The organism is Amycolatopsis sp. NBC_00345 (assembly GCF_036116635.1).
In the GTDB taxonomy this organism is placed as follows: Bacteria; Actinomycetota; Actinomycetes; order Mycobacteriales; family Pseudonocardiaceae; genus Amycolatopsis.
This window is the reverse complement of sequence record NZ_CP107995.1, coordinates 8,152,051-8,173,743: the sequence shown is the minus strand read 5'-3', so window position 1 is coordinate 8,173,743 and position 21,693 is coordinate 8,152,051. Positions and strand designations below refer to the sequence as shown.

The following is a 21,693-nucleotide window of genomic DNA, read 5'->3' as shown; positions in this document are numbered from 1 at the left end:
GTTAGAACCGTCATAAACACTCACGAGTCTCAGCCGGCCGAGAGGTAGGCGAGCACGGCCAGCACCCGGCGGTTGGTGTCGTCCGAGGCGGCGATGCCGAGCTTCGCGAAGATGTTCGCCGTGTGTTTGCCGACCGCGCCTTCGCTGAAGTGGAGGCGGGCGGCGACGGCGGCGTTGGAGCAGCCCTCCGCCATCAGCGCGAGCACCTCGCGTTCGCGCGGGGTCAGCGCGGCCAGTGGGTCGGAAGCGTTGCCCGCCACCAGTTTGGCGATCACCTCGGGGTCCATGGCCGTGCCGCCGGCGGCGACGCGGCGGACCGCGTCGATGAAGTCGGCGGCGTTGAACACCCGGTCCTTCAGCAGGTAGCCGACGGCGCCGGTGCCGTCGGCCAGCAGTTCGCGCGCGTACAGCTGCTCGACGTGCTGCGACAGCACCAGGATCGGCAGGCCCGGGCTCTCGCGCCGGGCCGCCAGCGCCACCTGCAGTCCCTCGTCGGTGTTCGTCGGCGGCATGCGGACGTCCACAATAGACACATCCGGCCGGTGCTCCCGGAGCGCGGCCGCCAGTTCCGGGCCCGAGCCCACCGCGGCGACGACGTCGAAGCCGTGCGCGGTGAGCAGGTGCGTCAGGCCGTCTCGGAGGAGGTACTGGTCTTCGGCGACGACGGTTCGGGGTCGAGCTGACACGGAACCTCCACGATCGCCTCGGTCGGGCCGCCCAGCGGGCTGGTGAGCGTCAACGTACCGTCGAATGCACCCAGCCGGCGCTCGATTCCCCGCAGTCCCGAGCCGCGCGCGGCGTCCGCGCCGCCCTTGCCGTCGTCGGTGACCGTGACGCGCAGCAGCCCGTCGCCGTGCTCCAGCGAGATCGTGACCCGCCGGGCCGCCCCGTGTTTCGCCGCGTTGCCAAGGAGTTCGCACACCGCGAAGTACGCGCACGCCTCCACCGGCTCCTCGACGCGGCCCGCCAGCGAGCCCGTGACCTCGGCTTTCAACGGGCTGTCCAGCGCCACCGCGCGCACGGCGTCCAGCAGGCCTCGCTCCGAAAGCACGGGCGGGTGGATCCCGCGCACCAGCACCCGCAGCTCCGTCAACGCCTCCGCCGACGCGGCCCGCAGGTCGGCCGCCAGCTTCTTCGCCGCCGCCGGGTCACTGTCGATCAGCGCCTCCACCGCGCCCAGCTTCATGCCCATCGCCACGAGCCGCGACTGGATCCCGTCGTGCAGGTCTCGCTCGATCCGCCGCAGCTCGGCGGCCTGCGCCACGGTGACGTCGGAGCGGGTCTGGTCCAGCCGCCGTACGCGCTGCGCCAGCCGGATCGCCTCCGTCGGGCCGAGCACCAGCCGGGCGAACCTCGCTTGCTGCCGCGCGAGCCAGGTCGTCGGCGCCAGGCCGAGCACCAGTGCTGCCAACGCCACCGGGGTGACCGCGAGCGCCGGACCCAGGCTCGTGACCACCGGGAGGCCGATCACCTCGAAGTAGTGCGCCGACGCCTGCTGCGCCGCCGGCCAGCCGCTGATGAACCGGCCCGCCCACAGCGCCGCCAGTCCGCCGATCCCCCAGAACGTCAGCACCACCGTGGGAATCAGCAGCACCGCCGAAACGACCGGCACCAGCACCGCCGCGGCGAGGTCACGCCAGGTCGCGGGGTCGCGCGTGATCCACCGGAACCGCGCCCGCTGCACCGGCCACCACGGCTCCTCGTACAGCTGTTTCCCCACCTGGAACAGCCCGTCGGCCCGCGGGACAGGCAGTGGCGGGGGCGGCAGGTACGGCCGGGGGATCCGCACACCCGTCCAGTTGTGGATTTCCCGGCGGGCGGTGTCAGGCACCGTCCGGCTCGCCACCACCAGCGCCGGGAAGAACGGCAGCACCAGCGCCACGAGCTGCGCGCACGCCAGCACGAGGTGGATCAGGCCCAGCACGAAGATCCCGATCTGGTGGCCGAGCGACTCGGAGTGCCGGTGGCGCCACCCGGCCCGCAGCCGCGCCGCGCGGGGCCCCAGCCACCAGCGCGTCCACCGGCCGTAACCCCGCAGCGCGCGTGGGCCGGACAGCACCGTGGCCACCACGAGCACCAGCCCGGCGACCGGGTTGACCAGCTGCCACTGCAGTTCCCGCCCGACCGCGGCGTCGTCCATCACCCAGTTGATCCGCCGGTTCACCCGGATCCACCACGACCGTTTGAACAGCTGGTTCCCGTCGCGGTACCAGCCGTCGCGCTCCCGCACCGGCTCCGGCGGCTCCGGCCGGTAAGGGTCCGGGACCTCGACTCCGCACCACGACCCGGCCAGCGCCCGGGTCCGCCGAGACCGCCCGCGCGCCCACAGGATGGCCGAGGGCAGGAAGAAGACCAGGCCGACGCACAGCAGCGCGAACGCGAGCAGCTCCACCAGCACGTCGAACCAGCTCATCAGCGCGAGCCCGGCCAGCGCGAACGCCCGCCGCACCGCCGTCGGATACGTCATCGGCGCCCCTCCTCCCACGGGTTCAGTCTGACCGCCCGGGGAGGCGAAGCGCAGTAGCCCGAGCCGCCTGGCCGGGGTGGGCCCAGCCCCACCCCCAAGGCACCGAAACCCCACCCAAGCTGGGGTTTCACGGCCATTCTGCCTGCCGCCGCGCGCTTCTAGCGTTTTCCGCATGCCACTCATCGAAGTCACCGAGCTGACCAAGCGGTACGGGGACCGGGTCGCGGTCGACGGGGTTTCGTTCACCGTCGAGCGCGGCGAGGTCTTCGGGATCCTCGGCACCAACGGCGCCGGGAAGACCACCACCGTCGAATGCCTGCAGGGATTGCGCACCGCCGACGCCGGCACGATCTCGGTGCTCGGCCTCGACCCGGCGCACGATCGCGACGAGCTGCGCCGGCGCGTGGGCGTCCAGCTGCAGGAAAGCCGGCTGCCCGAGAAGCTGCGGGTACGCGAGGCGCTTGAGCTGTTCGCGTCGTTCTACCCGCACCCCGCGGACGTCGACGGCCTGCTGCGGCGGCTCGCGCTGGAGGACCACCAGCGCACGTACTTCGGCCGGCTGTCCGGCGGGCTCAAGCAGCGGGTGTCCATCGCGCTCGCGCTGATCGGCGAGCCCGAGGTCGCCATCCTCGACGAGCTCACCACGGGCCTCGACCCGCACGCCCGCCGCGACACCTGGAAGCTCGTCGAAGGAGTGCGCGACAGCGGCGTGACCGTCCTGCTCGTCACCCACTTCATGGACGAGGCCGAGCGGCTGTGCGACCGCGTCGCGGTCTTCGACGCCGGCCGGGTGGTCGCCACCGGCACGCCCGCCGAGCTTCGCGGCACCACCGGCAAGTCCACTTTGGACGACGCGTTCGTCACCCTCACCGGCCGCGACTGAGAACCAGGAGCTGATCATGCGCACGTTCACCAGGCTCGTCACCACCGAGACGAAGCTGTTCCTCCGCACGCCGATGTGGGCGATCCTCGGTGTGCTGCTGCCCACCGTGGTGCTGCTGGCTGTCGGACTCATCCCCGGCTTCACGCAGCCGAGCGCCGTGACCGGCGGCTACCGCTTCGTCGACCTGTGGGTGCCTTCGCTCGTGGTCATCTCGATCGCGATGCTCGGGCTGCAGGTCATCCCCGGCGCCGTCGCCGCCTACCGCGAGCAGGGCGTGCTGCGCCGGCTCGCCACCACACCCGTGCCACCGTCGTACCTGCTGCTCGCCCAGCTCGTCATCCACGCCGTGGTGGCGCTCGCGGGCATCTTGGTCCTGCTGGTGGCCGGCCACGCCGTGTACGCCGTGCCGATGCCGCGCCACCCGCTGACCTTCCTCGTCACGCTGGTGCTCGGGCTCGTCTCGGTGTTCGCGCTCGGCCTGGTCGCCGCGTCGATCGCCCGCACGAGCAAGGGCGCCGGCGGGCTCGCGATGCTCGTGTACTTCCCGATCATGTTCCTCGGCGGCGTCTACCTGCCCCGGCCGCTGCTGCCCGCCGTGGTCCAGCGGATCGGCGCGTACGTCCCGCCGGGCACGCAGCCGCTGCAGGACGCGTGGGTGGGCAACGGCGTTCAGCCGCTGCAGTTCGCCGTGCTGGCCCTGTTCGCGCTCGGCGGAACGGCGCTGGCGGTACGGCTGTTCCGGTGGGAGTAGTCCACCGAAGTGGTGATGAACATCGTTTTCTCTTGTGGCGTGGACACCCCGGGCGGTAGCCAGAGAAGGACCCACTGACCATGGAGGTTCTCTTGTCTTTGGACGTATCGCCCGCGCTGCTGGAAAAGGCCGAGCGCGGGGAGGTCTCCGACGCGGAGTTCGTGGCCTGCGTGCGGGAGTCCCTGCCCTACGCGTGGGAGGTGATCACCGGCGTGATCGCCGAGGCCGACGGCGCCGCGGACGGGTTCGCCGACAACGAGACGCCGCCACCGGACGAGACCGCTCGCGGGCAACTGCTGCGGGCACTGGCCTCCGACGCCATCCGCGGCGGCTTGGAGCGGCACTTCGGCGTCAAGCTGGCCTTCCAGAACTGCCACCGCGTGGCCGTGTTCCGCTCGTCCGAGCTGGACGGCGACCGCTACCGCGCGTTCGTCTCGGCCCGCGGCCAGCTGCTCAATCAGAGCCCGGAGCTCCGGGACTGCTGACGGGCGGCTGACGCCGTAGCGCGGGCAGCACCTCGGCGCCGATCCGCGCGATGTTTTCGCACGTGCCCTCCGGCGTGCCGGACGCCTCCACGAACATCACCACGTGGGAGACGCCGGTGCGCCGGAGGCTCGTTTCCAGCGTCTCCACGCAGTGACCCGGGTCGCCGACGGGATGAATCGCGCACAGCCGCTCGGTGTACGCGCCGGGGTCGCGCGACGGGCCGGGCCTGCCGTCCACCGTCACGTGCGCGCCGAGGCCGTCTTCGAGCCAGCCGGGCAGCGTCCGCCGCACCACGTCGGCGGCGTCCTCGCCGACCTGGCACAGCACCGTCGAGACGTGTTCCGCGGGCGCGCCGTAAGCCTCGACCGTGGCGACCTTCTCCGCGTCGTCCGCGTGCAGGCCCAGCAGCATCGGCAGCCCGCGCTCGGCGGCCAGCCGCACCGCGTCGGAGCCCGGGCCGCCGCAGGCGACGACCAGCCGCGGCCGACGCTCGGGCCGTGGCACGAACGGCACCTCCCGGAACGCGAAGTGCTCGCCATCCGCGCGCACGTCACCGCCGGCCATCGCCGACAGCAGCAGGTCCAGCGACTCGGCGAAGCCGGTCTCGTACCGCGCCAGCCCGGTGCCGAACACCTCCAGGTCCTGCCACGGCCCACCGCGCCCGACGCCGACGCGCAGCCGCCCGCCGGAGACGGCGTCGAGCATCGACCACTGCTCCGCCAGCGCCACCGGGTGCGTCGTGGACAGCACGCTCACCGCCGTGCCGACGTCGATGCGCGACGTCCGGCCCAGCACGTGCCCGGCGAGCGTGACGGCCGACGGGCAGACGCCGTAAGGCATGAAGTGGTGCTCCGCGAGCCACACGTCGTCGAACCCCGCCGCCTCGGCGGCCTCCGCGGCGCGGACGGTCCGGCGCAGCACGTCGGCGTCCTCCTGCCCCGGGAACCGCCCGGAGACCAGGAAGACGCCGAACCTCAGTTGTTGACCGCTACTTCGTTGAACCACAGCAGCGGGTCGATCCACGGGAAGATCACGAACATCAGCAACGCGACCACGCCCAGCACCAGCACCACGGCGAGCGTCAGCTTCGCCGCGAACGGGCCGGGCAGGTGCCGCCAGATCCAGCCGTACATCAGGAGGCACCGCCGATCTTCTCGAGCAGCTTCGTGTAGTCCGAGACCTGCGACTTCGGCACCTGCTGGGTGAGCACGGACGTGATGATCAGCCGCTGCTTCGCCGAGAACTGCGGGTGGCACGTGGTGAGCGTGAGCAGCGAGGCCTCCTGCGCCTTGGGCAGCACGTCGGACGGCTTGTACGGCACCGGGTTCACGGCGTCACCCTGGCTGGGCAGCACCACCTTGCGGCCGAACGTCTCGTCGTACGCGCCGCCGCCCGCGATGCTGGAGTCGCGCAGCGTCGGGACGCCCTTGCACTCGGGCTGCGCACCCTTGCCGCTGGTCCAGCCGCTCATCTCGTCGTCGTAGGGCAGCACCTTGTAGATGAAGAAGTCGGTCGCCGTCTCGATCACGATCTGGTCGCACGAGCTCAGGTTGTCCAGGTCGTTGAACGGCGCGCCCTTGCCGACGCGGTGGCCGGCGATGCCGAAGTTGCCGGGCTCGCCGGGCAGCGCCGTGCCCTTGTAGTGGCCGGGGCCGACGGCGAGCGAGTCCTCGCCGGTGCCCTCCTGGATGGTGAAGTTGAAGTCCGCGCCGAAGCTGGGGATGTGGATCCGGGCGAACGCCTTGCCGTCCACCAGCTCGGGGTGCAGCGTGCGGTCCTTCGCCCAGTCGCCCTGGAGCTGGTCGCTGGCGACCGACTGCTTCTCCGCCGAGAACAGGTCGGTGACGTAAACCTCGTAAACCATGAACAACAGGACGATCAGGCCGAGGGTGATCAGCACCTCGCCCGCGGTCCGGATCGCGACGCCGCCCTTGCCGAGCGGCGTGGGCTCCGGCTTCTCCTTCAACGCCGTGCCGCCGGGCTTGACGGCCTCGAAGACCTCGGTCTCCTGGTTCGCCAGGCTGGGCCGCGACGGGCGGCGGCGCGGGTCCGGGCCGGTGCCGGGACGGCGCAGCTGCTCGGTCGGCCGCGCCCGGTTCGGGTCGTCGATCGACCGGGTCCGGTCGGGGTCATCACCTGGTCGCGCCTGGTTCGAACCGCTCACCGGCCGCGGCCGGTTCGGGTCGACGGGCCGGCCACCCCTGGTCTGATCGGGTGATCTCCGCGGATCGGGCTGCCGGCGCGGGGGCTCGCCGGGCGCACCGGGCCGCTGGGCCCCCGGCTGCCGTGAGCCGGACGGCGGGGTTCTCGGCGGTGGTTCACCGGGGGGCTGCCTGCGGGGTCTGCCGGCGCCGTCGGGGCTGGGCGGCCGGCGTCGTCCCTGGCCTTCGGGCCCGGGCCCGGAGTGCCGACGCCGATCTTCGCCCGGCCAATCCTGCGTTCCCACGCAAGCTCCTCTCGCACCCAGCGCCGCACCCCGCGCGGAACGCTAGGTGGCGCTATTGTCACAGTCCGGAAATCCGACCGCTCCCGCCCAGTGCTCTGGAGCCGTCGTTTACGTTAACGTGTCCACGTGGCGCTGGTTGCGCAACCCGACAGCGGGGAACCCCGCGGATCAGGCACCGCCACCAGGAGAGCCCGAACAGCACGCGAGGAACACGATGCCGAAGTCCAAGGTCCGCAAGAAGACCGCGTACACCCCGCCTGCCGATCGCCGTACGCCGGTGAAGGTCAAGGCTGCGGGCCCGTCGAACCTGTTCTACAAGATCGTCATGTTCGGCCTCATGGTGATCGGGCTGCTCTGGCTCATCGTGAACTACATCGCCGGTCCCAAGATTCCGTTTCTCAACGACCTGGGCAACTGGAACTTCGCGATCGGCTTCGCCGCGATGATCGTCGGCCTGCTCATGACGATGCGGTGGCGCTGACCATTACTCCGGACGGCGGCTTGACACCGAATTACACCGGTGTGACTCATCCCCAGTGTGGATAACCTCTGTGGATAACTACCCCACCTCGTGGGCGCCGCGTCGGGCTCTTGTGGTACTGGCCTGGGCCGTCGCCGCCCTCCTTCTGGTGGGCGCGGCGACGGACGCTGTCTTCGGCGACGGCAAGGGCGCGGTGCTCATGGGCGTCGCGGTGCTGGCCGTCGGCGGGTTCGCCGGGCACTGGAGCCTCGTGCGGCCGCGCCTGGCCGTCGACGCCGAGGGCCTGGTGGCCCGCACGCTCGGCGGCACGCACCGGCTGCCCTGGGCCCAGACCACGACCCGGCTGCGCACCACCCGCCGGATGGGCCGCGACGGCGTGACGCTGGAGCTGGAGCACGGCGACCAGCTGTACATCTTCGGGCGCCTCGACCTCGGCGAGGACCCCCGTGACGTGATGGACGTCCTCAGCGCCCTGCGCGGCGAGCTCTAGCCGCAGACGTACGACTGGACGCCGCGCACCATCGAGAGCTGGCAGTCGAGCGACGGTATCTGCGCGCCGCGGTAGACCAGCAGGCCGATGAACGCGACCACCAGGATCACCGCCCCGGTCACCTGCCAGCGCGTGCGGTTGCGGGCCGGCGCGTACAGGAACGCGACGGCGACCAGCGCACCCGTGACCAGGCCGCCGACGTGGGCGAGGATCGAGATGTTCGGGATCGAGAACGTGATGTAGGCGTTGAGCGCCAGCGTGATCAGCAGGCCGGACGGGTTCAGCTTGAGCTTCAGCACGATGACCGCGTAGCAGCCCATCAGCCCGAACAGCGCGCCCGAAGCGCCTGCGGACGGCCGGTTGGGCGCGTCGAACAACAGCACTGAAGTGGACGCGCCGAGCATCGAGATGAAGTACAGCGCGATATAGCGCGTCCGGCCGAACACCTGCTCCAGCGCGCGGCCCATCATCCACAGCGAAAACATGTTCGCCGCGATGTGGATGGGCCCGTAGTGCAGGAAGCCGGAAGCGAAGATCCGCCACCACTCGCCGCCGCCGAGCGTGGGGTAGGTCCAGAGTTCACCGAGCGCGGACAGCTGGGAGTTGCCGTTGTCGAACAGGCTCTTCGCCTGGACCACGGTGATCAGGAAGATCAGCACGTTCACCGCGAGCAGCGTGGTGGTGACCACCACGGAGTTCGACGGGCGCGCGCCCGCGATGGTGCGGGCGCTCATGCCGGAGTCCTGGTACGAGCGGTGCTGCTGACGCTGCTGCTGGGTGCCCGTCTGCACGCAGTCGGTGCACTGGAAGCCGACGGCGGCCTCGCGCAGGCAGTCCGGGCAGGCCGGACGCCCGCAGCGCGAGCAGCTCAAGCCGGTCGGGCGGTTCGGGTGCCACCAGCACCCGGGCTGCGGCGCCTGGGGGTAGGCGGAGGGATTCGGCGGTTGGTTCACGATGCCACCAACCTACCGAAATCCCTCCGGGCCGGGCCTCAGGCCTCGACGGTGATCTTCTCGATGACGATGTCGGACAGCGGACGGTCCGCCGGGCCGGTCGCCGCGCGCCCGATCGCGTCGACGACGTTGCGGGACTCCTGGTCCGCCACCTCGCCGAAGATCGTGTGCTTGAAGTTCAGGTGCGTCGTCGGCGCGACGGTGATGAAGAACTGCGAGCCGTTGGTGCCGGGCCCGGCGTTCGCCATCGCCAGCAGGTACGGCTTGTTGAACTGCAGCTCCGGGTGGAACTCGTCGCCGAACTTGTAGCCGGGGCCGCCGCGGCCGGTGCCGGTCGGGTCCCCGCCCTGGAGCATGAAGCCGTCGATGACCCGGTGGAAGATCGAGCCGTCGTAGAAGGGGCCGGAGTTCGTCCCCTGCGCGTTCGGCTGCGTGTACTCCTTGGAGCCGTCAGCCAGCCCCACGAAGTTCGCGACCGTCTTCGGCGCGTGGTCGGGGAGCAGGTTCACGTGGATGTCACCCTGATTGGTGTGCAGGGTGGCCTTACGGGCGCTTTCAGTCACGCCGCCATGGTGCCACCCCTTCGCACATTTGGGGGGTTCAGGGGTACTCGCCCGGCCGGTGTGACGCGTCCGACTGCAGGAAGAGGCCCTTTTCCGAGGTTTCGGCGATTCCCGAACGGGGAAGACACAGCGTTACGCCGGGAAAAAGGGCACGATAGGTTGCAGGCAACAGAGCAGTACCACAACGATTGATGAGGTGAAGGCCATGACCCGGGCCGCAGATTCGGTGGGCGAGTCGGTGAAGTCCGGCGCGCTCGGCCTGCGCAAGCGAGCCACCGAAGCGGGCAAGGCGGGGGCAGAGGCGGCCGCGAAGGCCGCGGAAGCCGGTGCCGAGGAGTTCGCGAAGCAGAGCCGCCGGGCACGCAAGAAGCTGGCGAAGAAGACCGAGCTGACCCGCAAGGAGCTCAAGAAGAGCTCCGCCGCGGCACGCAAGGAGGCGCTGGCCCGCGTCGCCGAGCTGAAGAAGCCCGGTCGCAAGGCGAAGAAGGCGGCCATCAAGGCGGCCAAGTCCGCGGGCGAGTCGAAGCGCCGCGGCAAGAAGGACTTCAAGAGCGCGAAGAAGGACTTCCGCGCGGCACTGGTCGAGGCGAAGTCCGCGGCCAAGGGCACCCGCAAGCGTCGTCGCTGGCCGTGGCTGCTCGGCCTCGGCGCGGTCGCCGTCGGCACCGCGGTCGTGCTGAAGTCGCGTCAGCAGGAGCCGCCGGTCGCCCCGGCACCGCCGAAGGCGACGCCGCCGGCACCCCCGGCCAAGCCGGTCGCCAAGCCCGCCGCCGAGGCCAAGCCGTCCCCGGCGGCGAACGGCAAGGCGCCGAGCACCCCGGCCGAGAAGAAGAACTGACCCACCCGCGAAGAAGGCCCCGGGATCGCTCCCGGGGCCTTCTCGCGTTCGCTCAGGTCGATCAGACCGCGGCGGCGTGCTTGTCGATCAGCTGGCCGAGGCGGGGCAGCGCCTCCTCGACGTTCTTCTTGCCGTTCGGGCGCAGCTTCGAGTAGACCTTCTTGATGCTGTCGCGGCTGCTGCTGTCCGCACGGCTGTCCGTGACGGTCAGCAGCGCGTCGGAGGCCTCGTCCGAGCGGCTGGTCAGGTAGGCACCGAAGTCGTTGCCGCCCTTGGCCTTGAAGTCGCCGTAGAAGGGCTCGAGCGCACCGGCGAAGTCGTCCAGCAGCGTGTTGACCGCGGCGGGGATGATGCCCGGCTTGATCTTCTTGACCGCGGCGAAGCCGGTCTTCACAACAGCGCCGGAGACCCCGCCCTTGTCGGACACCTCGGCGTCCACGAGGCCTTCGAGGTCGGTCACGACCGTCGGGCGACGGCTGGAGTCGAGCAGGATTTCCTTGAGGGTGTCAGCCACGAATCTTGTCCTTGTCGTCGAATGGCGAAGTGCATGTGGTGCCGGACGGGCACCCGCCCGCGCGAGTGCTCCAGGCCTGCGCGTGACGCACAGGGTAATACAAGATCAACTTCACTCACCCGTGTGGAGGCCACTACTCAGAGCTTCAGGGCAGCGATAGCATTTTTCGCCACTTTGCGTGCCTTGATGCTCTGCTTCTGGTTACTCGTCACGATGACAGCGGCGTCCCCTTTCGAGACCGCGTACACCACCCCGTCACCGGAGGGCTGGTAGCCGCCCTTCCACCCCGCGGGGTCGGAAGCCGGGTTGGACGAGTCGATCGGCGCGACCTTGTTGACCAGCGCCGTCGCCACGTCCGCCTTGCCGACGTACACCTGCACGGTGAGCTGCAGGTTCCCGTCGGGCCGGTAGAAGAAGCACGCGGGGTGAGGCTCGTCGTCCGACACCCGGACCTTCGACACGTGCTGGCCGTTCGCGTCCTCCACCGCCAGGCTGTCCAGGTACGGGCAATCGGCCGTCTTCGCGGGCTTCGGGTCGGGCGGCAGGCCCGCCGCCGACGAGCCGGTCGCCGCGGCGGGAGCGGGCGCGGGCGTGCCCGAAATCTGGGTCGACGCTCCGCAGCCGGCGAAGAGCACCAGGGCGGGCGCGAGAACGAGGATTCGTCGCATGGCGGGCACAGTCAATCATGTCCGGTCACACGGGAGTGAAGGCCGAAGAGGTCCAGGACGCGTCCGGCGCGGACCGTGCGACGATATCCGGGCGGTGACGCCATTTCGGGAGGTCGGGAGAGTTGCTCACGCCGGAGCAGTACCTGCAGGTGGTGGCCGAGCGCGTCCAGCGCAGCGGCGGGTGGCTGAACACCGTCCAGATCGGCCCGGCCACGGCCGTGGTCGGGCTCTTCACCGAGTCGATCATGCTCTCCACGATGAACTACTGCGTGGTGGCCGCCGCGTACCCGGAGATCACCGCGCAGACGCTGCTCCAGTTCACCGGGCTGGCCACCCAGCACGCCCGCGCGAACGTGCAGGGCACCGTCGGCTGGACGGCCGCCTCGGTGGTCATCGCCGGCCTCGTCGGCCGCGTGTACCCGGACGCCGCCCAGCTCGCCGCGGCCAAGACGACCAACCAGTTCGGCGGCGAGACCCGCATGGTCGCGATCGACCCCACCGGCCCGCGCTACGCCTGGATCGGCGGCAAGCTGTGGGGCGCCGCCATGCACGGCGCGGTGAACGCGAAGCTGCAGTTCTGTTTCCCGGAGCCGATGGAGGCCTACCAGCAGCTGCAGTGGCAGGCGAGTCAGATGCCCGGCGGGTATCCGGCACAGGCTGGGGCGCCGGGGGGTTACGCGGGGCAGCAGCAGGTTCCGCCCGGCCAGCCCGGCGGTCCGCAGCCTGGCCCCGGTGGTTTCCCCGGCCAGTCGATCCCGTCCGGCGAGCAGCCGCAGACCGCGCCGCCGCCGGCCGCGGGGCCGCCCGGGCCGCAGCCGCCGCACTACCCGCCGCCGGGGCGTCCCCCGTACGGTCAGTGACATGGTTTCGTTGCGCGGCTGGCAGTCCTTCCCGGCCGAACTCCCCGGGTTCGACCCGGACACGGCGCCGGACACCCCGGAAGACCTCTTCCTGGCCTGGCTCACCGAGGCCGGCGAACACGTGCTGGCCCCGCACGCCGTCACGCTGTCCACAGTGGATGACGACGGTGCGCCGGACGCGCGCGTGGTCATCCTCAAGGACGTCGGCCCGGACGGCTGGGCCGTCGCGACCAGCTCGGAAAGCCCGAAAGGCCACCAGCTCACCGAAAACCCCCGCGCCGCGCTGACGTTCTTCTGGCCGGGCCGCGGCCGCCAGGTTCGCGTGCGCGGCACCGTCACACCGGCCACGCGCGAAGTCTCCGACGAAGACTTCCTCGCGCGCCCGCCCGCTTCGCGCGTCGAGGCCTTCATCGGTCACCAGTCGGAGGTCCTCACCGACCCGGCGAAGCTCACCGAGGCGGCCGCCGCGGCCGAGCGCTGGGTCGAGGAAAACCCGGGCGTCGCACCGGAAGCGTGGACGCGTTACCTCGTCGTGCCCGCCGTCGTCGAGTTCTGGCAAGCGAGCCACGACCGCCGTCACCTCCGTCTCCGCTACCGGCGCGAAGACGGAGGCTGGACGCGCGAGCGCCTCTGGCCGTGACGCTTCAGCCGCGCCGGCTCCAGAAGTCGTGCGGGGTGCGTCCCGGGTGGAAACCGCACGACTCGACGAGGGCGGCCGCGTCCGCGAAACCGTGGCCCACCAGGCCCGGCTCGTGCGCGTCGCTGCCGAACGCCACGGCCCCACCGCCGAGGTCGAACCACCAGCGCACGATTTCCCGTGGCAGCGGGACCTTCGTGTTGACCTCCAGCACTCGCCCGCTGTCGGCGAGGGCACGCAGCACGGTGCGGAACTCCTCCTCGAAGTCCGCCGCCGCGAACGGCGGCTTTTCGGCGGGCCACGAACGCACTCCGTAGTCGATGTGGGCCAGCACGGCGAAGTCCGCCGTGGACTCGACGAGGTCGAGCACCTCGGTGAGGTACGCGCGCATCACGTCGGCGGGCGGGCGCTCGGAGATCACGCTCAGCTCGTGGTGGTGCTCGCCGTCCGGCAGTGAGTGCACCGAGCCGAGCACCCGCTCGAAGTCGTGCGCCGCCAGGAGCGCGTCGGCGCGGTCGCGGTGCCAGTGCGGCTCGCTCAGCTCAACGCCGGACAGAATCCGCAGGTCAGGAAACCGTTCGCGGCACTCCTGCACACACGCCAGGTAGCCCTCGACGTCGAGGTCCGGCGGCTCCAGCACGCCGTCGGGCCGCAGCCGCACGTGGAAGTGCTCAGGCAGGTGCGGCCGGATCGGCTCGGGGATCAGCCACGGCGTGAGGTCGGCGTGCTCGGTGAAGGCCAGCGACGGCAGGCCGAGTTCCAGCGCCCGCTCGCACGAGCGCGCCATCGAGCCGGTGACGGTGTCCCAGGACCACTCGGTGTGCACGTGGCCGTCCTGCGGCAGCGGCCTCAGCACAGCGCGGCCGCCACGGCGTCGCGCACCTCGGCGTCACGGGGCACCGGTTTTCCTTGCTCCAGCGCGATTTCCCGCAGCGACACCATGGTGACGTCGGCGAGCCGGCAGGCGGTGAACGCGTGGAACGCCGCCATGTCCGGGTCCACGTTCAGCGCGAACCCGTGGCTCGTCACGCCGCCGCGGATGCGCATGCCGATGGACACCAGCTTGCGCCCGTCCGGCGTCCACACGCCGACGAGACTGGCCCCGCCCTTCGGCGTGTCCCGGCGGACGGTCGCGAACCCGAGGTCCGCGAGCGCGTCGACCAGCCCGTTCTCCAGCCAGCGCACGATGTCGACGGGCCCGCGCTCGCGCACGTCGAGCACCAGGTAGCCGACGAGCTGGCCAGGCCCGTGGTAGGTGGCGTACCCACCGCGGTCGACGGCGATGGCCGGCAGTCCGGCCGTCTCCGGCGGCAGCTCTTCGGGCCGGGTCTGCGGCCCGTACGTCACCACCGGTGGATGGCTGAGCAGGAACAGCCGGTCGTCCACCCGGCCGTCCTGCCGCTCCGCGACCCACTCCCGCATGTCCCGGGCCGCCCGCTCGTACTCGACGACGCCCAGGTCGACCCGCTTTATCGGCCAGCCCATGCGCCCAGCCTAAGCCAGATTCACCAGTTGACGCGGGAGTTGGCCCTGAGCACCGAGATCGCGCTGACGGTGGCGTAGCCGCGCCATTCGAGCGTGGCCGCGGGTGAGTAGCTGGCGAACACGACGGGCCAGCCGCCGTCGTCCTGTTGCCGCGCTTCGAGGTCGTCGAGCTCGCTTTCGACGGCTTTGCGGTCGAAGAGCTTCCGGGCCGGTCCGGGCGCCGGGGCGAAGTCGAGTGGGCGCATGAACTCGTCGTCCGCCCCGCCCGCGACGTGGAGGATTCCGCTGTCGGGCAGGAACTTGCCGAGGTGGTCGAGCAGTTCGTCCGCCTCCGGGCGGGTGGCGTGGGCCGCGTCGAGGAACCGGATCGCGAACGACAGCTCGATGGCGTGCGGCGCGCTGTCCACCCGCCGGATGGCTTCGAGGCAGGTGTCCGTCGCCGCGGTCAGCCACGGGTGCTTCGCGACGGCCTGGTCGCGCGCGCCGACCCGCAGTGCCGTGCCGGCGACAAAAGCCGTGCTCTGCAAGGAGAACGTCGGCGCCGACTGCGTCCAGAACGGAGCACACCCGGCGGGGTCGGCCACGGGGAACGCGAACGGCAGCCCGCCGCCCGGCAGCGAAACGGACTCCAGCCAGTCGCACAGCTCGGCCGCGAGCGGCGTGGCCGTCGGCGCGACCTCCTCGAAGACCTCCAACGCGTGCAGCGCCCCACCCGGCTGGCTCTCCGGCGCGCGCAGATCGGGCTCGAGCCCCCAGCCGTACCCGCCGTCGGCGTTCCGATATCCCTCGACGGCCGCGAGCACGGCCTGCGGCTTCGCTTCCCCGGTCAGCAGTTGGAACCGCCGCCGGTCGAGCACCCGGGCGTGCGTGGCGAGGAAGGAGGCGGCGGCGTTCAGGTTCACAGTCACGGGTTCACGGTGACACGCAGGCGGGGCGGGTGTCTTGAACAGTTCGGTCATCCGGGCTGCTTCACCCGCACGAGCCCGTCCTCGGCTTCTACCCGGGCGACGGCGATGCCTTCTGCGACAATCGGCGCATGGAGCTGCGCCAGTTGGAGTGCTTCGTCGCCGTCGTGGAGGAATCCAGCTTCACCCGCGCCGCAGCCCGGTTGCACATCGTCCAGTCCGCGGTGCCGGCGACGATCGCGTCGTTGGAACGGGAGTTGGAAACGCCACTCCTGCTGCGCACCACCCGGCAGATCAGGCTCACCGACGCCGGGCAGCAATTGCTGCCGAAGGCACGCGCGACATTGGAGGCCGCCCGGGACGCGCGTGAGGCCGTGCACGAAGTCACCGGTGGGATTCGTGGCACGCTGCGCATCGACCATGAGCTCACTCGGTCTGATCGACCTGCCCGCTTTGGTGGGACAGTTCCACCGCGAGCACCCCGCAGTGTCCGTCCGGCTCGCAATTGTCGGTAGTGGATCGCCAGGGCTCGTCGCGGCACTGACCGAGGGCCGGCTCGACCTGGCGTTCGTTTCGATTCCCGGACCGCAGCCGGCCGGCGTGCGCCTGTGGAATCTCGCCTCCACCCCATTGGATCTTGTTGTTCCGCGCGATCATCCACTCGCCGGCCGAAATGAAGTGGAAATCGCCGAGCTGACCGACGAATCTTTTGTCGAATTCCCGCTCGGCTATGGCAACCGCGCCGTGACTGATCGAGCGTTCAGCGCCGCGTGGTCCTGCCGCCGGACGACGACCTGGCCACGCTGTCCGTTACCGGCGCCGACTTCGACTGGCCCATCTCACTCGCGACGCCCGCGGAGCCCGCTCCCGGGGCCGCGGCTCAGGCGTTCCAGCACCTGGTCGAGCGGCACCTGGCGTCGAACGGCTGAGGCCGCCACTCATCTTCGAGACAGATCCGCGCTATCGGAAACCTTCGTTGGACTTGGCGCCGCGTCCGGCCCAACCTGGAAAGGTGACAGGTGAGAATGACCGACCGAACGCGGCTGGACTCCCGGTGCGCCGGTGAACCGGACCCGGGTGCTGACCTTCGAATCCCACGCGGCCGGCCTCAACGGCAGCTGCCTCCTCGCGCCCGGCGTCATCCTGATCGCCGACTGCGCGGCCGGCCTGATCTGGCGGGTCGACCTGAGTGAGGACGGCCTGGCGGGGACGGCCAAGGTCTGGCTACGGCACGAATCGATGACGCCCGGCACGGACCCGGAGCAGGCAGTCCACCTGACGCAGACGTTCTCCATCCCGTACCCGGGGGTCAACGGCGTCCGCGCCGCCGAACCCGGCCGGGATCGTCAAGCCCGCCTCGGTGGTGCGGATCGAATTCTGAGCGTCGTCATGGTGACGACACCGCGCCGCCCGGGCTGTCGCGGAATCGGGTGCTGAGGACCGCGCTGGCCAACGCCGCTCCGGACATGGCCAGCCAGGCGGTCCGGAAGCCGGGCAGTGCCTGCGCGCCGAGGATCGCGGTGAGCACCGCGATCCCCAGCGCTGAAGAGATTTGCCGGGACATCATCAGCGCGGCAGTGGCCAGCGAGGTCCGGTTCGGCGGCAGAGTGGCCGCCGCACCGAACAGCGGCGGCTGCAACAGCGCGGTGCTGATCCCGGCGAGGATCGCGCCGGGCAGGAAAACGACGAGGTACTGCGGGCGGTCCGTGGCGGTGAGCGCCCACCAGCCGCAGCCCGCCGCGAGGGCGAGGCCGCCCAGCGCGGCCGAGGTCCGGGCGCCGAAGCGGGCGACGATCCGGCCGGAGAACAGCGCGGTCAGCATGGTGCTGGCCGGCATCGGGGCGATGCTCAACGCGGCGGCCACCACCGAGTAGTGCCAGCGGCCGGTGAGGAACAGGGTGGCGGCCAGGATCATCGCGGCGAACGCCAGGTAGTACAGGAAAATACCGCTGATGGCGACGCTGAAGCGGCGATGCCGGAACAGTTCGAAGCTGATCACCGGATCGGGGGCGCGGCGCAGGTGGCGCACGGTCAGCACAGCCAGTACGACGGTCGCCAGCGCGCACCCGAGGACCGCCGGGGATCCGTATCCCCACACCGAGGCCTGGGTGAACACGGTGGTCAGGCCGGCGGTGGTGAACAGGACCAGCGCCGCGCCGAGCAGGTCAAGGCGTTTGCGGACGCCGCGCGGGGACGGCGGCAGCACCCGGCGGCCGGCCAGCACCGCGACCACGACGACCGGAATGTTGATCAGGAAGATCCACCGCCAGCCCGCGGCCAGCAGCAGCCCGCCGACCACCGGGCCGGATCCGGCGCCGGCCGCGGCGACCGCGGTCCAGACGCCCATCACCTTGGCGTGTTCGTGCTTCGGGAACGCGGGCAGCGCGAGACCCAGCGAGGTCGGGATGAGGATCGCGCCGGCCACTGCCTGCACCACCCGCGCCGCGATCAGCACGGGCAGCGTCGGGGCGACGGCGCAGCCCAGCGAGGCCAGCCCGAACAACGTCATGCCGACCAGGAACGCGCGTTTGCGGCCGATGTCGTCGGCCAGCCGGCCTGCCGGGACCAGCACGGCCGCGAGCACGATCGTGTAAGCGTTGAGCACCCAGGACACGTCGGCGAAGTTGGCGCCGGTGAAGGTTCTTTCCAGCGCGGGGAAGGCGACGTTGACCGCGAACAGGTCCAGGATGGCGAGGAACTGCGCGGCCGACGCGACCGCGAGGATCCGCCATCGTCTGGGGTCGGCCGGGGCGAGGGCGGACGACTCCGGGAGGTGGGCTGTCATGTTCGATCACCGTACCGAGCCGCGCTGAGCACAACGAGTGGCGCGTTCGCCGTCATTCGATAATTTTGTGCCATGAGCAGAGTTCCGGGCACCGTGGCCGTGTTGCTGCTGGACCGGCAGGCCGCGATCGAGGTCGCGATCGCCTGCCAGGCGTTCGGCACCCCGCCGGAGCGGCATGCGGCCGACTGGTACGACCTGCGGCTGTGCGCCATCGACGGCGCGGGCGCCGTGGTGGGTCTGCGGGCCTGGTTCGACCACCACGACCCGGCCGGGGTTTTCGGCTCGCGCGCCACCCACGGGCTCGACGATCTGGTGACCGCGGACACCGTTGTCGTCCCGGGAACAGGAGACGTGCACGGCGATCCACCGGCCGCGGCACTGGCCGCGGTGCGTGCCGCCCACGCCCGCGGCGCCCGGATGGTCTCGTTGTGCTCGGGCGCTTTTGTGCTCGCCGCGGCCGGGGTGCTCGACGGCCGGACAGCCACCTGCCATTGGGAGCACGCGGCCATCCTGGCCGGCCGGTTCCCCGCGGTGACGGTGGACCCGAACATCCTCTACACGCACGATCCGGACGTGCTCACCAGCGCGGGGCTGATGGCAGGCATCGACCTGTGCCTGCACCTGCTGCGCGAGGATCTCGGTGCGGGCGCCGCCAATGCCGTGGCGCGCCGGATGATCATGCCGCCGCATCGGGCCGGTGGGCAGGCGCAGTACCGGGAACTGCCGATGTCGTTGCCGCGCAGCGGTTCTGGCCTCGGCGAAGTGCTGGACTGGGTGACGGCGCGGCTGGACCAGCCGATCGGTGTCGGCGACATCGCGGCCCGGGCGGGGGTTTCGGTCCGCACCCTGATCCGCCGGTTCCAGGCGGAGCTGGGCAGCACACCCGGCCGCTGGCTCATCGTCCAGCGGCTGGCGCGGGCGTGCGAACTGCTGGAGAGCACCGAGCTGCCGATCGACCTGGTCGCCGCGCAGAGCGGGCTGGGCTCGGCCCCCAACCTCCGCGTGCATTTCGCCCGGGAGTTCGGGCTCTCGCCCACCCAGTACCGGCGCGGCTACCACCCCTCGCTCGCCGCCCGCTGACCTCATGCGACGAGCTCGACCAGCCGGCCCCGCACCGGCGACGGCCGGGCGAAGATGTAGTCGTGGCCGCCGGTCCACGACTGGATCTCGCAATCGCCCGCGGTCAGGTCCGACCAGGCCGCCAGTTCGCCTTCGGCCATCAGATCGCGGTCGCCGCACCACGCGGTCACCGGACAGTCCAGCACCGGCCCGGCCGGGACCGGCAGTTCCGCGGACAGCGCCAGGTCCGCGAACCACCGCTGGATCAGCGGTGCCCGGAAATCCTCGGGGAGGCCCTGCCATTCCGGCACGCCGATCCCGCTCAGCTCGGCGAACTGGGCCAGGTCGATCGCCTCGATCGTGCCTTGGGGGAAGACCCGGGAGAAGCGGCTCTCGCTCGGGTCGGGCCGGTACGAGCTGACGATCAGGCGCCGCACCTCCCGCTGCGGCGCCAGCCAGGTCGCGATGTGCGTGCCGATCAAGCTGCCCATGCTGTGGCCCAGCACCACGTAGGGCAGGTCCGGCAGTTCGGGCAGCGCGTGCGTGAACGCCTCACGCAGCTGGTCGAGCGTCCAGCCGGCCGGCTCGGCGTAGCGGTCTTCCCGGCCCGGCGGTTGCACCACGAGCAGATCCACGTTGTCCGGCAGCCATTGCGTCCAGGTCCAGTACGCGCTGGCGGCGCCACCCGCCGGCGGGACGCAGACCAGGCAGGCCTTGGCCGGCTGGGTGCCGACCGCGTGCTGCAGCCACGGCGACGGTTTCTTCAGCGATCGCTGTCCCATGCTCCCCACCTCAGATTCGTCGATTGGGCGGGAGTACGAACCGCCGGAAAACCAATTCACGCAGGACGTCATCGCCGGCCTCGACGATGGTCACCGCCCGGATGTCGCGCAGGTACTTGGCGATGGGCAGCTCGGTGGTGTAGCCGAGGCCGCCGAACATCTCCGAGCCCACGGTCGCGATCTGCCAGCCGGTCTGGCCGCAGAACATCTTGGTGGTCAACGAGGAGCGCAGCGCGCCGCGCCGGAGGAACTCGGCAGGCGGGTCCGGCGTCGCCATGACGTCGTCGTAGTCGCGCGCGGCCGCGAGGCACTGGTTGCGCATGACCTCGATCTGCATCTCCATCTGGCCCAGCTTGCTCGCGAAAACCGCGTTCTCGACGAGCTTGTGGCCGGCCAGCGGTTTCCGGATCGCGTAATCGAGGCAGACGTCGCGGATCCGCCTTGACACGCCGAGCGCGATGGCGCCGATCAGGATCCGGCTGGAGTTGAGGCCGACCTCGATGATCTTGAGGCCGGGACCGTTCAGCACGTTGCCGGCGGGCACCACGCAGTCGGTGAAGGACACCTGATAGGTGCCGGCCGAGCGCAGGCCGATCATGTCCCACCGCTTGACCACGCGAGCGCCCGGTGTGTCGCGGGGGACCAGGACGGCGTGGTAGCCGGCGGCCCGCTCGCCCTCCCCCTCGGACTTGGCGAACACGACCAGGTAATCGGCGAAACCGGAGTTGGTGGAGAACATCTTCTCGCCGGTGAGCACCACGTCGTCGCCGCGCCGGGTCAGCTTGGTGGTGAGGTTGATCAGCTCGCTGCCCGCGTCCCGCTCGCTGCCCAGCGCCGCGGCATAACCGCCGTCGCGGGTCATCGCGGTGAGGAACTCCTTCTTCAGTTCCGGCGAGCCGTAGAGCGACACCATGGAGCTGCCGAGGATGGAGATCAGCAGCGTGAAGGCCGAGCCGGCGTCCGCGTAGGCCAGCTCGGAAACGATGTCGACGCTGTCGGCCAGGCTCAGGCCCGCTCCCCCGTATTCTGCGGGCAGCCACCAGTTCAGCAGCCCCTGCTCGTGCAACGGCCGGTACAGCGCCAACGGCGGTTCCGCGCCGGAGTCGAACTCGGCGTCGTGGCCGAGCAGCGTGGCGCGGGCGAACTCGCGGAACGCGCTCAGCGCCTCGTCAGCAGGCATCGATAGTCCTTTCAGGACAGTGGAGGCGGGAAGGAGCGCCGGAAGGTGAAGGCGTCCGCGGTCGCGCCCTTGGCGTTGAGCAGGCCGAGCCGGGCCATGCTCTCGTCGACGTCGGGCAGGTGGCCCGCGGGCAACCACCACAGCACCGAAGGGGCACCGCGCGGCGGCTTGAACCATTGCCTGCGGGTCTTGAGGGAATCGGCGTGCTCGCCTCGATAGGTAAACTCGCGCAACGCTTCCAGGCTCTCCCACACCGAGACGTTGAGCATGTACGGGTCCACGGGCAGGTCGAAGAGGGACTCGAGGCGGAAGACGAATCCCGGTGACTCGCGGGCCAGTTTGTCGACGACCAGGGCCAGCTCGTGGAAGCTGGCCAGGGTCTCCGACTTCAGCGAGTCGACCGCGTAGAGGATGTTGGCCTGGGCGAGGTGGTAGTTGCCGGTCATCGGTTGGCAGCCTC

28 protein-coding genes and 1 pseudogene are annotated in these 21,693 nt (G+C 70.8%); 13 read left to right on the top strand and 16 right to left on the bottom strand.

Features of this window, described 5'->3' with window-relative positions; all coding sequences use genetic code 11:
• Positions 1-29 precede the first annotated feature (29 nt).
• Together OG943_RS36890 and OG943_RS36885 are read right to left on the bottom strand one after the other, a co-directional pair.
• Entirely contained in the window at positions 30-686 is a 657-nt protein-coding gene (locus OG943_RS36890) for a response regulator transcription factor (RefSeq protein WP_328605537.1), read from the bottom strand.
• A complete protein-coding gene (locus OG943_RS36885) occupies positions 626-2,467 on the bottom strand; it encodes a sensor histidine kinase (RefSeq protein WP_328605536.1) in 1,842 nt (613 codons plus the stop codon). Before OG943_RS36885 ends, OG943_RS36890 begins: the two co-directional genes overlap by 61 nt.
• A 172-nt stretch (positions 2,468-2,639) precedes the next feature.
• On the opposite strand from OG943_RS36885, the gene OG943_RS36880 reads away from it, so the two are divergent.
• From OG943_RS36880 to OG943_RS36870, 3 genes are all read left to right on the top strand, one after another.
• Entirely contained in the window at positions 2,640-3,350 is a 711-nt protein-coding gene (locus OG943_RS36880; protein ID WP_328605535.1) for an ABC transporter ATP-binding protein, read from the top strand.
• A gap of 16 nt (positions 3,351-3,366) precedes the next feature.
• A complete protein-coding gene (locus tag OG943_RS36875; protein ID WP_328605534.1) occupies positions 3,367-4,101 on the top strand; it encodes an ABC transporter permease in 735 nt (244 codons plus the stop codon).
• A gap of 92 nt (positions 4,102-4,193) precedes the next feature.
• Positions 4,194-4,586, top strand: a complete 393-nt coding sequence (locus OG943_RS36870) for an SCO5389 family protein (protein WP_328605533.1) — start codon at positions 4,194-4,196, stop codon at positions 4,584-4,586.
• On the opposite strand, the gene OG943_RS36865 is transcribed toward OG943_RS36870, so the two are convergent.
• The 3 genes from OG943_RS36865 to OG943_RS36855 are packed head-to-tail and all read right to left on the bottom strand — an operon-like array spanning position 4,555 to position 6,607.
• On the bottom strand, positions 4,555-5,592 hold the full coding sequence (locus OG943_RS36865; RefSeq protein ID WP_442874621.1) for an LLM class flavin-dependent oxidoreductase: 1,038 nt from the start codon (positions 5,590-5,592) through the stop codon (positions 4,555-4,557). The genes OG943_RS36870 and OG943_RS36865 overlap by 32 nt on opposite strands.
• Positions 5,562-5,720 carry a hypothetical protein gene (locus OG943_RS36860; RefSeq protein ID WP_328605532.1) on the bottom strand — a complete coding sequence of 53 codons (159 nt, stop codon included), beginning with the start codon at positions 5,718-5,720 and terminating at the stop codon, positions 5,562-5,564. Before OG943_RS36860 ends, OG943_RS36865 begins: the two co-directional genes overlap by 31 nt.
• Entirely contained in the window at positions 5,720-6,607 is an 888-nt protein-coding gene (locus tag OG943_RS36855; protein ID WP_442874831.1) for a class E sortase, read from the bottom strand. Before OG943_RS36855 ends, OG943_RS36860 begins: the two co-directional genes overlap by 1 nt.
• Positions 6,608-7,247: 640 nt before the next feature.
• Between OG943_RS36855 and crgA the strand changes: the two genes are divergently transcribed.
• Positions 7,248-7,514, top strand: a complete 267-nt coding sequence (crgA, locus tag OG943_RS36850) for a cell division protein CrgA (protein WP_091624426.1) — start codon at positions 7,248-7,250, stop codon at positions 7,512-7,514.
• A 70-nt stretch (positions 7,515-7,584) separates the two neighbouring features.
• Positions 7,585-8,004, top strand: coding sequence for a PH domain-containing protein (locus OG943_RS36845; protein WP_328605531.1), 420 nt, complete (start codon positions 7,585-7,587; stop codon positions 8,002-8,004).
• Here OG943_RS36845 and OG943_RS36840 read toward each other — a convergent pair.
• Both OG943_RS36840 and OG943_RS36835 read right to left on the bottom strand, forming a co-directional pair.
• Complete coding sequence (locus OG943_RS36840; protein ID WP_328605530.1) at positions 8,001-8,957, bottom strand: rhomboid family intramembrane serine protease; 957 nt, start codon at positions 8,955-8,957, stop codon at positions 8,001-8,003. The two genes, OG943_RS36845 and OG943_RS36840, sit on opposite strands and share 4 nt — an antisense overlap.
• 38 nt (positions 8,958-8,995) lie before the next feature.
• The gene (locus tag OG943_RS36835) at positions 8,996-9,520 is read right to left on the bottom strand and encodes a peptidylprolyl isomerase (RefSeq protein ID WP_328605529.1); all 525 of its coding nucleotides are present in this window, start codon (positions 9,518-9,520) and stop codon (positions 8,996-8,998) included.
• Positions 9,521-9,725: 205 nt separating this feature from the next.
• On the opposite strand from OG943_RS36835, the gene OG943_RS36830 reads away from it, so the two are divergent.
• The gene (locus OG943_RS36830; protein ID WP_328605528.1) at positions 9,726-10,358 is read left to right on the top strand and encodes a hypothetical protein; all 633 of its coding nucleotides are present in this window, start codon (positions 9,726-9,728) and stop codon (positions 10,356-10,358) included.
• A 61-nt stretch (positions 10,359-10,419) separates the two neighbouring features.
• Here the strand turns inward: OG943_RS36830 and OG943_RS36825 are convergent, their stop codons facing one another.
• A complete protein-coding gene (locus OG943_RS36825) occupies positions 10,420-10,872 on the bottom strand; it encodes a DUF6918 family protein (RefSeq protein WP_328605527.1) in 453 nt (150 codons plus the stop codon).
• Between the two features lie 137 nt (positions 10,873-11,009).
• Positions 11,010-11,540: a DUF2020 domain-containing protein gene (locus OG943_RS36820; protein ID WP_328605526.1), complete on the bottom strand. Its 531-nt coding sequence runs from the start codon at positions 11,538-11,540 to the stop codon at positions 11,010-11,012.
• 122 nt (positions 11,541-11,662) lie between these two features.
• Between OG943_RS36820 and OG943_RS36815 the strand changes: the two genes are divergently transcribed.
• Positions 11,663-12,400, top strand: coding sequence for a hypothetical protein (locus OG943_RS36815; protein ID WP_328605525.1), 738 nt, complete (start codon positions 11,663-11,665; stop codon positions 12,398-12,400).
• 1 nt (position 12,401) lies between these two features.
• Entirely contained in the window at positions 12,402-13,040 is a 639-nt protein-coding gene (locus OG943_RS36810) for a pyridoxine/pyridoxamine 5'-phosphate oxidase (protein WP_328605524.1), read from the top strand.
• Positions 13,041-13,044: 4 nt separating this feature from the next.
• Here OG943_RS36810 and OG943_RS36805 read toward each other — a convergent pair whose 3' ends face one another.
• Genes OG943_RS36805 through OG943_RS36795 form a run of 3 tightly spaced genes read right to left on the bottom strand, consistent with a single transcriptional unit; the run spans position 13,045 to position 15,430 of the window.
• Entirely contained in the window at positions 13,045-13,893 is an 849-nt protein-coding gene (locus tag OG943_RS36805) for a PHP domain-containing protein (RefSeq protein ID WP_328605523.1), read from the bottom strand.
• Complete coding sequence (gene lipB, locus OG943_RS36800; RefSeq protein WP_328605522.1) at positions 13,887-14,522, bottom strand: lipoyl(octanoyl) transferase LipB; 636 nt, start codon at positions 14,520-14,522, stop codon at positions 13,887-13,889. The genes OG943_RS36805 and lipB overlap by 7 nt, the downstream gene beginning before the upstream one ends.
• 20 nt (positions 14,523-14,542) lie before the next feature.
• Positions 14,543-15,430, bottom strand: a complete 888-nt coding sequence (locus OG943_RS36795; protein WP_328605521.1) for a hypothetical protein — start codon at positions 15,428-15,430, stop codon at positions 14,543-14,545.
• Between the two features lie 128 nt (positions 15,431-15,558).
• On the opposite strand from OG943_RS36795, the gene OG943_RS36790 reads away from it, so the two are divergent.
• The 4 genes and pseudogenes from OG943_RS36790 (at position 15,559) to OG943_RS36780 (ending at position 16,864) form a co-directional block, all read left to right on the top strand.
• Positions 15,559-15,942 (top strand): LysR family transcriptional regulator, encoded by a 384-nt coding sequence (locus OG943_RS36790; protein WP_328605520.1) that lies wholly within the window; start codon positions 15,559-15,561, stop codon positions 15,940-15,942.
• Positions 15,848-16,138 (top strand): annotated as a pseudogene (locus tag OG943_RS48530) (LysR substrate-binding domain-containing protein); the annotation flags it as partial. The gene OG943_RS36790 and the pseudogene OG943_RS48530, both read left to right, overlap by 95 nt.
• A 59-nt stretch (positions 16,139-16,197) precedes the next feature.
• A complete protein-coding gene (locus OG943_RS36785; RefSeq protein ID WP_328605519.1) occupies positions 16,198-16,356 on the top strand; it encodes a hypothetical protein in 159 nt (52 codons plus the stop codon).
• A gap of 133 nt (positions 16,357-16,489) precedes the next feature.
• Positions 16,490-16,864: a hypothetical protein gene (locus OG943_RS36780; RefSeq protein ID WP_328605518.1), complete on the top strand. Its 375-nt coding sequence runs from the start codon at positions 16,490-16,492 to the stop codon at positions 16,862-16,864.
• On the opposite strand, the gene OG943_RS36775 is transcribed toward OG943_RS36780, so the two are convergent.
• A complete protein-coding gene (locus OG943_RS36775; RefSeq protein ID WP_328605517.1) occupies positions 16,815-18,212 on the bottom strand; it encodes an MFS transporter in 1,398 nt (465 codons plus the stop codon). The genes OG943_RS36780 and OG943_RS36775 overlap by 50 nt on opposite strands.
• 72 nt (positions 18,213-18,284) lie before the next feature.
• Here OG943_RS36775 and OG943_RS36770 point away from each other — a divergent pair, with 72 nt between their 5' ends.
• Positions 18,285-19,292 carry a GlxA family transcriptional regulator gene (locus OG943_RS36770; protein ID WP_328605516.1) on the top strand — a complete coding sequence of 336 codons (1,008 nt, stop codon included), beginning with the start codon at positions 18,285-18,287 and terminating at the stop codon, positions 19,290-19,292.
• A 2-nt stretch (positions 19,293-19,294) separates the two neighbouring features.
• On the opposite strand, the gene OG943_RS36765 is transcribed toward OG943_RS36770, so the two are convergent.
• From OG943_RS36765 to OG943_RS36755, 3 genes are read right to left on the bottom strand one after another with little or no spacing between them, the layout of a single operon-like run.
• The gene (locus OG943_RS36765; protein ID WP_328605515.1) at positions 19,295-20,053 is read right to left on the bottom strand and encodes a thioesterase II family protein; all 759 of its coding nucleotides are present in this window, start codon (positions 20,051-20,053) and stop codon (positions 19,295-19,297) included.
• Between the two features lie 10 nt (positions 20,054-20,063).
• Positions 20,064-21,233, bottom strand: coding sequence for an acyl-CoA dehydrogenase family protein (locus tag OG943_RS36760; protein ID WP_328605514.1), 1,170 nt, complete (start codon positions 21,231-21,233; stop codon positions 20,064-20,066).
• Positions 21,234-21,244: 11 nt separating this feature from the next.
• Positions 21,245-21,679: a DUF3291 domain-containing protein gene (locus OG943_RS36755; protein ID WP_328605513.1), complete on the bottom strand. Its 435-nt coding sequence runs from the start codon at positions 21,677-21,679 to the stop codon at positions 21,245-21,247.
• Positions 21,680-21,693 lie beyond the last annotated feature (14 nt).